Consider the following 12,398-nt stretch of genomic DNA (forward strand, 5'->3'; position numbering starts at 1 on the left):
GCGGCAGCTGCGCGCCCGCCCGCTGCTACTGCCGCGGGTGCCCCTCGTGGGCGCCCGCCACCACCCCCTCCGTCCCGCTCGACACCTGGGGCCTGATCGCGCCCTGGCAGGTCGCCCCCGCAGCGCACGCCTAACCCCTCATCCACACCAGCACGATCGGGAGACCACAGCCATGGCACGCGCCGAGATCCACATCCAGCTCAACGTGGACTTCGCCGACGACCCTAAAGTGCGGGCATTGGCCCGGTTCGGACGCGACGCCCGTCGTATCCGCGACCTGTACGTGCAGATGCTGTGCTACGCCAAGCGCAACCTGACCGACGGGCACGTACCAACCGAGCAACTCGGCATTCTCGTATTCCCCGACCCGTCCGCGCTCGGCTCCAAGGACGTCGCCCGCCTCGTCGAGGTCGGCCTGGTGCAGGCCGTCGCCGACGGCTGGCACATCCCCGGCTTTCTCAAACGCAACAAGTCCCGCCAGCAGGTCCAGCAAGACGCCCAGGAGAAGGCCGACAAGAGCGCCCGCGCCGCCACGTTCGGCAACCACCGCCGCTGGCACGAGCAGCGCCTGCAGCTTGATCCAGACACCTGCGTGCACTGTCGCGAGGCGATCGCTCGAAGCGATCGGTGGACGATCGCAGCCAGCGAATCGGTTGCGACTCGGTCGGATCGCCCAGAGGCAGAGACAGAGGCAGAGACAGAGGCACAGGCAGGGTTGGATTCTTCTCCGAAGAATCCCCCTCCCCCCAACCCCCCGGCGGCTGCGTCGACCCCCGACGCGGAGCCGACCGCGGCAGAGCGCGTCGGCGCCCTCGTCGGCGAGTTGCAGCGCATCCGGCCGGAATGGCAGGCCTCGACGATCCAACGGGTGCTGGCCGACCCGAAGCTGTCAGCGACGCCGTGGTCGCGGGTGCAGCGGGCGCTGCTCGCTGTCGCCGCCGACCCCGCCACGCAAGGGCCCGGCCGCGTCCTGCATGACGGCCCGTGGTGGACCCAGCAGCCAGCCACCTCGACGCCGTCGCCGCGCTGCGGCCGATGCTCACCCGCACGCCGTATCGAGGGCGATGACGGCCGCGATCTGGGCCCGTGCCCCACCTGCCATCCCGCGAGTCGGCGATGACTGGCATCTCTGACGAATGCGAGCTGGGCCGACGCGAGCTCACGCGCCGTCTGATGCCGTACCTGTCCACCGAGCAGGCCTGGGCCATCGCCCACGCGTTCATAGCCGACATGCTTGCCCGCGGCTGGCGCCCGCCGCTCGAACGGCCGCCCCCGCCCAGCCGTCGCGGCGACTACCAGCGCGGCGCCGCGCTCGCCCGCGAGTTGCTCGCCAAGCCCCGCCACCAGCAATCACGAGATATAGAACGTCAGTACGATTAGGATGGGAGGACGATCATGGAGCACAACCTCGGCGAGCAGATCGCCCGATTCCAGCACGGGCTCCACCAGACTCTCCGGCCGTTCGTCGTCGCGCTCCATCGCGCTCTGGGGTCGTGGTTCAGCAGCCATCACGCAGCGGTATGGACCCTGGCCTCCGGGCCGGAGGCTCGCCGCCACCGGCGTGGTTGTGCCCGCTGCAACCCCCGCGGATTCCGCCGCCCGCTGCCGATCGACGGCCACGCCTACGCTCGCCGCCGTCGAGCTCGCGCCCGCAGGCGGCGCCGATGACCAACCCGCTGTGCACCGTCGACGGCTGTGACCGGCCCTCACCGAATGGCGCGCCGGCCTGTCACTCGTGCGCCGCCCTGCTGCGGGAGAAACTCGTGCGCGTTCGGGACGAACTGGCCGACGACCTCGACATCGCTCTGGCCCGCCAGGCCCGGCTCGGCACCGGCGGACGCCGCGGCGGCGGCGAGACACCTCTGCCGTACGCCCCCGAGGCGAGTGAGGCCATCTGGATCTTGCGCACCGCCCTGGTCGGCTGGATCCGCGTCCTCGAAGAAACCGATCCGGCCCAGCCCACCGGCCCCACCTGCAGCACCTGCGAGCACGGCTCGTGCCGCCTGATCACGTATCGCACCCCTGCGCCCGACACTCTGGCGGGAATGGCCGACTGGCTTACCCGCCGCATCGAGTCCCTGCGTCACCACGAAGCCGCCGGCGAAGCCGTCGAGGAGATCACCAACGCCGTACGGCAGGCCACCCACGCCATCGACCGGCCCGCCGACCGCGTATACCTCGGCATCTGCAGCGTCTCCCTCGAAGGCGGCGGCGAATGCGACACCGACCTGTACGCCCGTCCACACGCCCCTGTCATGACCTGCCTACACTGCGGCACCCAGCACTCCATCCAACTGCGGCGCGCGATCCTGCTGGCTGCAGCCGAAGACGTGCTCGGCACCGCCACCGAGGTTGCCCGGGCCCTGTCCGGACTCGGCCAGCACGTCACCCCGTCCATGATCCGCGGCTACGCCCACCGCGGGCGCCTGGCCCTGCGCGGCACCGACAGCGCCGACCACCCCCTGTACCGCCTCGGCGACGTCCTGGCGCTCATCCTGCGCGAAGTCAGCTGACTTCCCAATCCCCTGCACATTGGCCAACCACAAGGAGAATGAGAACCTATTGTCGGCGCCGCCCCGCATCCTCGGCGTGTTCGCCTATCAGGAAAGCTACGCTCCGGTCATTGCGACTTCTAGAAATTCTGAGTCAGGATCGCAGTTATGCGATCTTCCAGCCTCTTACGGCCATCCAAGTTCGCCGTCGTAGCCTGTGCCAGCCTTCTCTTGGCCGGTCTGACCGCAGGCCCAGCTCAAGCCGATCCCAACCCTAGCCCACCGGGCCCAGCTCAGGTAGCAATCACGCTCTCAGCCAGTGAACAACCCACAGTGTCGCGCCCCACACTGACATCGATCAAGAAAGACGCCGCAGCCAGAGGAATCCCTCTGGAACAAGCAATAAGGGCATACATCAAGAAAAAGGGCGAGACCGATCCGTCCGCTACGGCCAACTGGCCAGACGGGCCAGTAGACATCCCGGACGTCATGATCGACGATCTGTCTGCCGTTCAGATAGAGGACCTGGCAGGAATGGCGAAAGCCAAACAGATATCCCTCGACGAGGCGATAGAGCGCTACGGATACCAGCGACTCGGCGATCAAGTAGCCGATCGCTTGAAGGCCACCTTCGCTGACCAGCTTGCCGGGTTCGCGTACGTAACGGACAGTGGAAGCAGCGTCTGGATCGGCTTCAGGAGCGCAATTCCTCCCCAGGCGGTCGAACTGGCCAAGACGCTGCCCGTGCCAGTGGAACTCAAGGGAAACCTGGGCTACACAGAATCTGAACTCCCGCAGGCACAGGGCCGAGTGCATCAAGCACTACAAAAGAACGCCGATATATCCAATGTCGCGACCTGGTACAGCACTCGCAACGGTACTGTTGAAGCATTGGTGGTACCTGCGAAGCGCGCCAAGAACACATTGGCGACCAGCGCCCTGCAGGCAATCGCAACGGCAGCGACGGCCAACTCGTCCATCAAGGTCAACGTGTCAGTCGGCGATGGGCCGCTCGACACGAACTTCGACAAATACATCCGAGGTGGAGGCAACCTGTCAGGTTGCACCTCCAACTTCAATCTGATCTCCGCGAGCGGAAGCACTAAGCGACTCGGCACTGCCGGGCATTGCTCGACCCAAGGTCAGCGCACCTACTGCAATCAGTCCGGCGATGGCGATTGCACCACCGTGAACAGCAAGTGGTCCTACGAGGGCCCCGGCGGTGACGTCGGAATGTATGACCACGGCACGATGACTGCGACCCGGACGTTCTATTGGGACTGGGGTCAGAAACGCTACGCCGACAGCAGATCCGGAGGTCCAGTCGATGGCCACTTCGTCTGCAAATTCGGATTCGCAACCGGAAGAAGCTGTGGCGACATCGTCGCGCTAAATTACACCATCGGTAACGTCGGCGGACAGGTGGTTACAAATATCAATGCTACGAGCACTACATGTTGGTTCGGCGATAGCGGCGGGCCGTTCTATCGCGATGCACAGGCCTACGGAGTCCTCAAGGGCGCGGCTCAGCTTCCTAACGGCGGCTTCTACTGTGCCTTCACGCCCGTGAACCGGTTCTACAACGGAGCCAGTTACTACGTCTGGACCCGCTAAGCTGCCCTACTGGGCTGCTGCCGGCGAGTGGCTGATGGCGGCCCAGTCATCCATGACCCGTTCTTCGGGAGGTGCACCTGTGAGGCGATCGACTGTGGCCGTCCTACTGGCCGGTATCGCGGGGCTATCTGCCTGCACCTCATCCCAACCTCCCGCCGAAGGCGCCACCATGCCCACACCTTCCTCGACGCAGTGCACGGCTGACCTCTGTGTAGTCGGAACTGACCCGAAGATCCTCGTGTACAAGAAGAAAGAATCCGCACCTCTCGTATCCGTAAACGCTCGACTGCGCTGGATTGACAGCGAATCTTGCCTGGTCATCGACGTGGCCGATGAAACGGCCATCCCGCTCTGGCCGAAAGGCACCTCCTCCATCCGAGCTGCTGACGGCAAGCGAGGTGTCGAGATCCCCGACGTAGGCCGCCTTCTCGACGGCGACGAGTTCAGTGGCAAAGGCGTCTGGCACCGCCAGAAAGGATTCCTCCAGCCTCCCACCCGCTGCGGCAACCACGACGGATTCGTAACTCTTGACGGCATGGGAATCAAGCGATCCGGGTAGTCGCCGAACGAACCACCCACTTGACAGATCAACCAGGACGAACGCACCATTGTGATCGACTGGAGTGATCTTCACCCGGAACCGGCCCCGCCGCCTGCGCGGGGCTTTCGCGTGTCAGGGGGGTGGGCGTGGCCCGCTCGAAGGGACGTGCGGGACGGCCTTGGCGGCGTATTCGCGCCCAGGTTCTGGCTGCTTCCTCGATCTGCTGGCTGTGCGGGCACCCCGACGCCAATGAGGTGGACCATGATCCACCGCTGGGGGAACTCGAACGGTGTGGGCTGGATCCGCGCGACCCGCGCTTCCTGCGTCCCGCTCATGGCCCCCGGCGCACGCCGCACGGGGTCGAAGGATGTCCCCACTGTGGCCGTATGTGTAACCAAGAGAAGGGCGTCGGCCCGGCCCCTGCGCTGCCGACCTCCGAGGCCTGGTAACCGCTTTAGAACACGCATACGCAGCGCTCAATCCAGAACGTTTCCGCAGGTCGCAGTGCGGATCAGATATCCGCAGGTCAGCGCTTTTTGGGTGGGACCGCGGGTGACCCCTCGACCCGCTCCCGTTTCTCTCCCCGCATGCGAAAAGCGAGGGGGTCGGTATGGCCGAGCGGCGACGCCAGGGTCCGCAGGAGCGCGCGGTCCGCAAAGACCTGCGCGGCCTTGAGTCCCTGGAGGGCATCGAAGCCTTCGCCGTTCTGGCCCTCGGCCTTGCCCGCACGCTGGATGACGGCGTGGAGAAGGCCGCCGATCAGGCCCGGCTGACATCGGAGCTGCGCCGGACGTTGACCGAGCTGGGCCGCGTCGGGCGCAAGAAGGCCGCCAGTGACGGCTTGGACGAGGTGCGACGGCGCCGCGAGCAGCGGCGGCGCACGCAGGCGTGAGCCGTACTGCGCCGATCCGGGGCCTACAGGTGCCGCGGATCCGTTCCGTCCCGCCCTACCTCCACACCTCCGGCCCCGAGGTCGGGGAGCTGGCGGCGCGCGCCGGGCTCGTTCTCGACCCGTGGGAGCAGGCGTTCCTGGACGACGCCCTGGCCGAGGATGAGGCTGGGCACTGGCTGTGCTTCGAGTGCTGCATCATCGTCAGCCGCCAAAACGGCAAGGGCGCGATCTTCGAGGCCCGGATCCTGGGCGGGCTGTTCCTGTTCGATGAGCAGCTGCTGCTCTACAGCGCGCACGAGTTCAAGACCGCCACCGAGATGTTCCTACGGGTCAAGGGACTGATCGACAACACCGACGAGTTCCGGCGCCGCGTGCGCAAGGTGATCACCGCGCACGGCGAAGAGGGCATCGAGTTGCTGTCGGGGCAGCGGCTGCGGTTCATCGCCCGCTCGCGCAGCTCCGGCCGCGGGTTCAGCGGCGATCTGAACATCATGGACGAGGCGTTCAAGCTCGGCCCGCCCGAGATGGCCGCCCTGCTGCCCACGATGTCCGCCCGGCCCAATCCGCAGTTGTACTACGGCAGTTCCGCTGGCTTCGAAGACTCCTGGCAGCTGGGCAGCGTCCGCACACGCGGCATCGCCGGCGGCGACCCGAGTCTGTGCTTCGCCGAGCACTCCGTGCCCGACGACACGATGTCGGCGCTGGAGGGCAAGTCCGTCGCCGAGATCAAAGAGGCGCTCGGCGACCTGCGGCTGGTGGCCCAGGCCAACCCCGCGCTGGGGATCCGCATCACCCCGGAATTCGTCGCCAAGGAACTGCGCGCCCTGTCGCCGGAGGAATTCGCCCGCGAACGGCTCGGCGTCGGCACCTATCCTCGCGACGAGGCCGCTTGGTCGGTCATATCCGAGGAGCTGTGGAGCTCCCGCCGCGACGTGGATTCGCGCCGCACGGGCGCGGTCGTCTTCGCCGCCGACGTGACGCCGGACCGCAGCATGGGCGCCATCGGGGTGGCCGGCCGCCGCGCCGACAGCCTTCTGCACGGCGAAGTCGTCGAGCATCGCCGCGGTACCGGGTGGATGGTCGAGCGCCTGGTCGAACTCGTCGAACGCCATGAGCCGCTGGCTGTCGTGGTCGATGCCGCAGGCCCTGCCGGAAACCTGATTGCCGATCTGACCAACGCCGGGATCGAGGTCCTGGTGCCGACCTTGCGCGAGGTCGGTCAGGCCTGCACCGGTCTGTATGACGCGATCGAGCAGGACCGCTTCCGGCACATCGACCAGCCGGCGCTCACCGCCGCCGTGGCCGGCGCCGAGCAGCGGAACATCGGTGACGGCGCCTGGGCCTGGTCACGTCGGCACACCGCCATCGACATCTGCCCGCTGGTCGCGGTCACCAATGCCGTCTGGGGCCTGGTCACCCAGCCCGAGAGCGACCCGTTGGACAACATCTGGTGACAAGGGGGTGGGTGTGAAGCTGCGCTCTGTCCTGACGAGGCTCATGCTGCGCTGGGCCGAGCCTGCCGGCACCGCGGTGCGCGTCGTCGCGACCGCCGGGCCGGGCCTGCTCGGGTTGGGCCTGGCCGCATATGGGGCGTGGCTGGCCTGGCCCCCGGCGGGATTCATCACCGCGGGCGCGCTACTGCTGGCCGACCGCGCGTATGCGCGGGTGAAGGGCGGGCGGGAGTCGTGAGCTTGTTCTTCGGGCCGCGCGAGCGACGCATCTTCGACGCCAGCCGCTGGCAGATCCCGCCCAACAGCCAGACCGTGGTCGCCTCCGACGCCCTGGCGGGTTCGGCCGAGGCCTCGATGCGCAAGGTCGCGGTGTGGGCCTCGGTGATGCTGCTGGCCGGTACGGCGGGAATGTTGCCGCTGGATGCCTTCACCGGCCGCGGCACCGGCAAGCGGCAGGTCGACCTGCCCGAGTGGCTGGAGGACCCGGCCGGTGACGGCCACGGGTTCGGCGACTGGGTGCAGCAACTGGTGTGGTGCTACGGCATGCGTGGCAATGGCATCGCCCTCATCGCCGAGCGCGACCACGGGCTGCCGACCCAGCTCGTGCTGCAGCACCCCGATGACGTCACGGTGCACCGGGATGCGACCAACGGCGTGCCCGAATGGCGCATCGCCGGCCAGAAGATCGACGCCGCCCGACTGTGGCACAGCCGCGCCTACCCGCTGCCCGGCAAGCTGCTCGGTCTGTCGCCGATCGGCCACCACATGCTGACCATCGGGCTGGGCCTGTCGGTGCTGCGGTTCGGTCACCAGTTCTTCGACGACGGCGCCCACCCGACCGGCCTGTTGAAGACCAGCGGTCAGTTGAACGAGGGCAAGGCGAAGGTCGCCAAGGCGCGGTTCCTGGCCGCCATTTCCGGCCGTCGTGAGCCGCTGGTGCTCGGTGGCGACTGGGACTTCAAGCCGCTGCAGATCGCGCCGGAGGAGTCGCAGTTCCTGGAGACGGCCAAGTTGACCTCCGCCGAGTGCTGCCGGATCTTCGGCCCTGGCGTGGCCGAGGTGCTGGGCTACGAGACCGGCGGGGCGATGACGTACCAGAACATCGAGCAGCGCAACCTGCAGCTGCTCATCTACGCGCTCGACCCGCACCTGACCCGGATCGAGCGCGCGCTGACCCGCATGCTCGCGCCGGGCACCTACGTGCGGTTCGCCCGCGGAGCGCTGCTGCGCACCGACATCATGACCCGCTTTCGCGCCTACCGGCTGGCCATCCGCAACCACATCCAGGCGCCCAGCGAGGCCCGCGCGCTGGAGGATCTGCCGCCCATGACGCCCGTGCAGTTGGCCGAGTTCGACGCGCTCCTGCCGGAGAACGGCGGCGGCGACGGCTCCGGAGAGGACGCATCGTGAACAAGAGCGACCGCGCCACGACCGGCGGTATCGAGCGGCGCAGCTACCCGGTCCGGCTGGAGGTGCGCGCCCAGGCCGGCGGTCTGACCGTGGTCGAGGGGTACGCCAGCGTGACCGAGTCGCCGTATGAGATGTACGACTGGTACGGCGCCTACACCGAGGTCATCCGCCAGGGCGCGTTCGCCAAGACCCTCGGCGAGAACCCGCAGGTGCAGTTGCTGCTCAACCACGCGGGGCTGTCGATGGCCTACACCAAGGCGGGCACGTTGGCCCTGGCCGAAGACACCGCGGGTCTGCACATGCGCGCCGAGGTCAACCCGACCCGCGGCGATGTGCGCGACATGCTCGCCGCCCTGGAAGACCGGAGCGTCGATGAGATGTCCTTCGCCTTCCGCGTGCCGTACGGCAAGAGCCAGTGGAGCCCGGACTACGACGAGCGCGCCATCCTCGAAGTCGACATGCACCGCGGCGACGTCTCCGTGGTCAACTTCGGCGCCAACCCCGCCACCACGGTGGACGTGATGCGCTCGGCGGTCTTCGACCAGTTGCCCGCCGAGCAGGCCCGCGCGCTGATCGCCCGGCTGCAGCAGCGCCTTGACGCCGCACCCGATGACTCGGCAGCAGGAGTCCCGCTGTCGCTGGCCGAGGCCCGGGCCCGCGCCCTGGCCCTCGGCTGACCTGTACCGCCTGCCCTCTGACGCGCCGGAGCCCAGCCGGAGCGCGCCCATCGGCGCGCCACCACTGCCGCCACCACCGACCAGCCGCAGGCCCGAACCGATCTTGTCGCACACGTGCGACAAGATCACGAATCCATGAGGAGGACTCCGTGCTGGAGTTTCTGCGTTCGCAGCTACAGACGCTGCTGAACCAGCGGGCCGAGCTCGCATCGTCGATGAACGCCGTCTTGGAGGCGCCCAAGACCGAAGCCCGCGCGCTGACCGCCGAGGAAACCACGCAGTTCGAGGAGCGCGCCGCCGCGCTCGAAGCGCACGACGGAAAGATCACCGAAGCGCGCGGGCGGCTGGAGGCGGCCGAGGCAGCCGAGCGCCGTCAGGACGCCAACAACCAGCTGGCCGCCAAGCTCGGCCAGACCAGCCCGGAAAGCCCCAAGCGCTCCGGCGTCAAGGTCACCTCCGAGCCGCTCACCTACGCCCGCGGCAACGGCCACAGCTACTTCCTCGACCTGGCCAACGCCACCCTGCGCAACAACACCGACGCGGCCGCCCGGCTGGCCCGCCACGCGACCGAACTCGACGTCGAGCTGCCCGCCCGTGAACACGCCCGCGAACAGCGCGCCCACCAGCAGCTGGCCGAGCTCGACCGCAGCGAGCGCATCCGGCATGCGGAGTCCGTCTTCGAAAAGCGCGTCAACCCCAACCGCGTCGACGGCCAGGGCGGCTACTTCGTACCGCCGCTGTGGCTGGTGGATGAGTACATCGACCTGCCCCGCTTCGGCCGCGCCTTCGCCAACACTGTGCGGACCATGGACCTGCCGACCGGCACCGACAGCGTGAACGTGCCGAAGATCGCCACCGGCACGCGCACCGGGGTACAGACCGCGGACGCCGCAGCGGTGATAAGCCAGGACCTCACGGACACGTTCGTGAACGCGCCCGTGCGGACCATCGCCGGCCAGCAGGACGTGGCCATGCAACTGCTCGACCAGAGCCCGGTCGCCTTCGACGAGGTGGTCTTCGCCGACCTGATCGCCGACTACAACATGCAGCTCGACTCCCAGTGCCTGACCGGTTCCGGCACCGCCGGGCAGCTTCTCGGCGCGCTCAACGTCGCCGGCATCAACGCCGTCACCTACACCGACGCCACGCCGACGCTGGCCGAGCTGTACGCGCCCCTCATGCAGGCCCTGTCGCTGAGCGCCAAGGGGCGCAAGGCCATGCCCAGCGCGCTGTTCCTCACCCCGTCGCGCTGGTTCTGGATGGCCGCCCAGCTGGACGCCCAGCAGCGGCCGCTGATCCTGCCGGAGACCAATGCCCCGTTCAACCCGATCGCCCTGCAGACCGGCGGCGACGTCGAGGGCCCGGTCGGGCGCCTGCTCAACTTCCCGATCATCGCCGACGGCAACATCCCGGCCAACCTCGGCGCCGGCACGAACGAGGAGCGCATCATCACCGCCCGCACCTCGGACCTGTACCTGTGGGAAGGCTCCATGCGCACCCGTGTGCTGACCGAAGTGCTGTCGGGCACGCTGCAGGTCCGCTTCCAGGTCTTCAACTACGCGGCCTTCATGCCGAACCGCCGCCCGGAAACCATCTCGGTCGTGAGCGGAACCGGCGTCGCGGCCCCGGCCGGCTACTGACCTTGCATGAGGCCTGCCGCCGGACCTCCGGCAGGCCTCGCCGCCCCTGAACATCGGAGGAGACCTGACTATGGCTCATGACCTGCTGGCCGAGCTGCAGGGCTACCGCAACGAGCTCGCCATCATCGGCGCGCAAGGCGACAGCGAACGCGCCGACGCGATCCGCGGCGAGATCCAGCGCGTCACCGACGCTGTCACCGGCCGCATCACCGAGCTGCAGGAGGCTGCCGCTGGACACGCCGGCGGCGGGCAGGATGTGCTCGCCGGGCGCGCTCTGGAAGAGGCCGCGCGCCTGATCTCCGCGCTGAGCGCGCACACACCGGCCGCGGCCGCCGGCAACGCCTCCCAGCCCAGTCCGCCGAACAAGACCGTGACGCGCAAGCCGCCGGCCGCCAAGGCCAAGGACTAGTCCGTGTCCACGGTGGCCTTCGGCGGCACAGCCCGACTGCGGTACGACGTACGGCTGGACGGCGTACTGGTTACCCCGCAGTCCATCACCCTCACGATCCGCCTGCCCGACGGATCCACCGCGGGCCCCTTCATCCCCGAACAGGCCGGGGTCGGGCAGTACCGCCACGACCACCCCGCCATCACGGCGGGCCGGCACGTCGCCCGCTGGCTCACCACCGGACCGGCTACCGCCGACGAGGAGCCCTTCGACGTCGCCGCGCTGTGGAGCGAGGCGGGCATCATCTCGCTGACCGACGCCAAGAACCACCTCAAGATCCCCCTCACCGACACCACCCACGATGCCGACATCAGCGAGTGGATCCGGGCCAGCGCGGTCATCATCGAGCACCACGTCGGCGCCGCCCTCCCCACAGCGCGGACCGAGCAGTTGCGCGGCGGCACCCGCCACCTCCTGCTCGCCCACCGTCCCGTCCTCCAGATAGACAGCGTCACTCTGCCCGGCGGCGGCACCCTGCCGCCAGCCGGCTACGAGCTCGACGCCGAGGCCGGAGTCCTCACCCGGATGGCCGGCGCCCACGAGAGCCACTGGGAACACGGCCACATCACCATCTCCTACACCGCAGGCCGCCGCGAGATCCTGGCCCACATCCGGCTGGCCGCCCGCATCATCGTGGCCCACCAATGGGAGACCCGCCGCGGCCGAATGGGCGGCGCGCGCGCCGCAGGCGCCGATGAGGTGTGGGACCCGCGGATGGGATACGCCATCCCCCGCCGCGCGCTGGAACTGCTCGGCGACATCGCCCTCGGGATCGCGTGATGGCGCCCTCTCGCGTACCCGCCGTTCTGGACGCCCTGGTCGCCAGGTTCACCACTGCATTGCCCAGCACACCCGTCATGGACGGCCCCCAGGTGACCGACGACGTCCTGCTCGACGTCGTTCACGTCGGCTGGGACGGCGACGACGACGGCCTGGCCGCGGAGACCACCCAGGAATGGAGCGGCCTGGGCGGCGCCCACAAGACCGAGCAGATCCTCATCACCTGCGCGATCGTCTGCTGGGACGGCCGCACCAGCGCGCGCGCCGTGCGCCAGCGCGCCTATGCCCTCTTCGCGGCCGTCGAGGCCGCCCTGCGTAGCAATCCCGGCCTGGGCCTACCACCACCCACCATCGCCGCCATCACCACAGGCCGGCTGCACCAGGAACAGACCGACGACGGCGCCCTGGCCCGCCTGCCGTTCACCGTCGCCATCACCACCCGCATTTAGGAGC

General features: G+C 68.6%; 15 protein-coding genes. All 15 read left to right on the plus strand.

The features are described 5' to 3' along the window. Window positions 1-172 precede the first annotated feature (172 nt). The 15 genes from ACFWYW_RS14530 to ACFWYW_RS14600 all read left to right on the plus strand — a co-directional run bounded on the left by ACFWYW_RS14530 (window position 173) and on the right by ACFWYW_RS14600 (window position 12,394). Window positions 173-1,120, plus strand: coding sequence for a hypothetical protein (locus tag ACFWYW_RS14530; protein WP_379613143.1), 948 nt, complete (start codon window positions 173-175; stop codon window positions 1,118-1,120). Next, the gene (locus ACFWYW_RS14535) at window positions 1,117-1,380 is read left to right on the plus strand and encodes a hypothetical protein (protein WP_379613142.1); all 264 of its coding nucleotides are present in this window, start codon (window positions 1,117-1,119) and stop codon (window positions 1,378-1,380) included. Before ACFWYW_RS14530 ends, ACFWYW_RS14535 begins: the two co-directional genes overlap by 4 nt. 15 nt (window positions 1,381-1,395) lie before the next feature. Continuing rightward, window positions 1,396-1,668: a hypothetical protein gene (locus ACFWYW_RS14540; RefSeq protein ID WP_379613141.1), complete on the plus strand. Its 273-nt coding sequence runs from the start codon at window positions 1,396-1,398 to the stop codon at window positions 1,666-1,668. A 95-nt stretch (window positions 1,669-1,763) separates the two neighbouring features. Then, window positions 1,764-2,513, plus strand: a complete 750-nt coding sequence (locus ACFWYW_RS14545) for a hypothetical protein (protein WP_379613140.1) — start codon at window positions 1,764-1,766, stop codon at window positions 2,511-2,513. A gap of 468 nt (window positions 2,514-2,981) precedes the next feature. Continuing rightward, window positions 2,982-4,106, plus strand: a complete 1,125-nt coding sequence (locus tag ACFWYW_RS14550; protein ID WP_379613139.1) for a S1 family peptidase — start codon at window positions 2,982-2,984, stop codon at window positions 4,104-4,106. A 238-nt stretch (window positions 4,107-4,344) separates the two neighbouring features. Further along, window positions 4,345-4,665 (plus strand): hypothetical protein, encoded by a 321-nt coding sequence (locus tag ACFWYW_RS14555; RefSeq protein WP_379613138.1) that lies wholly within the window; start codon window positions 4,345-4,347, stop codon window positions 4,663-4,665. A 592-nt stretch (window positions 4,666-5,257) separates the two neighbouring features. Beyond that, window positions 5,258-5,539 carry a hypothetical protein gene (locus tag ACFWYW_RS14560; protein WP_379613137.1) on the plus strand — a complete coding sequence of 94 codons (282 nt, stop codon included), beginning with the start codon at window positions 5,258-5,260 and terminating at the stop codon, window positions 5,537-5,539. Between the two features lie 29 nt (window positions 5,540-5,568). Then, window positions 5,569-6,993, plus strand: a complete 1,425-nt coding sequence (locus ACFWYW_RS14565) for a hypothetical protein (protein WP_379613136.1) — start codon at window positions 5,569-5,571, stop codon at window positions 6,991-6,993. A gap of 13 nt (window positions 6,994-7,006) precedes the next feature. Next, the gene (locus ACFWYW_RS14570) at window positions 7,007-7,228 is read left to right on the plus strand and encodes a hypothetical protein (protein WP_379613135.1); all 222 of its coding nucleotides are present in this window, start codon (window positions 7,007-7,009) and stop codon (window positions 7,226-7,228) included. Next, the gene (locus ACFWYW_RS14575; protein WP_379613134.1) at window positions 7,225-8,400 is read left to right on the plus strand and encodes a phage portal protein; all 1,176 of its coding nucleotides are present in this window, start codon (window positions 7,225-7,227) and stop codon (window positions 8,398-8,400) included. The genes ACFWYW_RS14570 and ACFWYW_RS14575 overlap by 4 nt, the downstream gene beginning before the upstream one ends. Further along, entirely contained in the window at window positions 8,397-9,077 is a 681-nt protein-coding gene (locus ACFWYW_RS14580) for an HK97 family phage prohead protease (RefSeq protein WP_379613133.1), read from the plus strand. Before ACFWYW_RS14575 ends, ACFWYW_RS14580 begins: the two co-directional genes overlap by 4 nt. Before the next feature lie 149 nt (window positions 9,078-9,226). Beyond that, window positions 9,227-10,717, plus strand: a complete 1,491-nt coding sequence (locus ACFWYW_RS14585) for a phage major capsid protein (protein ID WP_379613132.1) — start codon at window positions 9,227-9,229, stop codon at window positions 10,715-10,717. A 70-nt stretch (window positions 10,718-10,787) separates the two neighbouring features. After that, window positions 10,788-11,126, plus strand: a complete 339-nt coding sequence (locus ACFWYW_RS14590; RefSeq protein WP_379613131.1) for a hypothetical protein — start codon at window positions 10,788-10,790, stop codon at window positions 11,124-11,126. A 3-nt stretch (window positions 11,127-11,129) separates the two neighbouring features. After that, window positions 11,130-11,945 carry a hypothetical protein gene (locus ACFWYW_RS14595; RefSeq protein ID WP_379613130.1) on the plus strand — a complete coding sequence of 272 codons (816 nt, stop codon included), beginning with the start codon at window positions 11,130-11,132 and terminating at the stop codon, window positions 11,943-11,945. After that, entirely contained in the window at window positions 11,945-12,394 is a 450-nt protein-coding gene (locus ACFWYW_RS14600; RefSeq protein ID WP_379613129.1) for a hypothetical protein, read from the plus strand. Before ACFWYW_RS14595 ends, ACFWYW_RS14600 begins: the two co-directional genes overlap by 1 nt. Window positions 12,395-12,398 lie beyond the last annotated feature (4 nt).

Source organism: Nonomuraea sp. NPDC059023 (assembly GCF_042740095.1).
Taxonomy (GTDB): Bacteria; Actinomycetota; Actinomycetes; order Streptosporangiales; family Streptosporangiaceae; genus Nonomuraea.

Coding starts and splice junctions, on each gene's coding strand:
- ACFWYW_RS14535 (WP_379613142.1), top strand. CDS start 1,117: ATGACTGGCATCTCTGACGAATGCGAGCTGGGCCGACGCGAGCTCACG.
- ACFWYW_RS14560 (WP_379613137.1), top strand. CDS start 5,258: ATGGCCGAGCGGCGACGCCAGGGTCCGCAGGAGCGCGCGGTCCGCAAA.
- ACFWYW_RS14530 (WP_379613143.1), top strand. CDS start 173: ATGGCACGCGCCGAGATCCACATCCAGCTCAACGTGGACTTCGCCGAC.
- ACFWYW_RS14590 (WP_379613131.1), top strand. CDS start 10,788: ATGGCTCATGACCTGCTGGCCGAGCTGCAGGGCTACCGCAACGAGCTC.
- ACFWYW_RS14600 (WP_379613129.1), top strand. CDS start 11,945: ATGGCGCCCTCTCGCGTACCCGCCGTTCTGGACGCCCTGGTCGCCAGG.
- ACFWYW_RS14540 (WP_379613141.1), top strand. CDS start 1,396: ATGGAGCACAACCTCGGCGAGCAGATCGCCCGATTCCAGCACGGGCTC.
- ACFWYW_RS14550 (WP_379613139.1), top strand. CDS start 2,982: ATGATCGACGATCTGTCTGCCGTTCAGATAGAGGACCTGGCAGGAATG.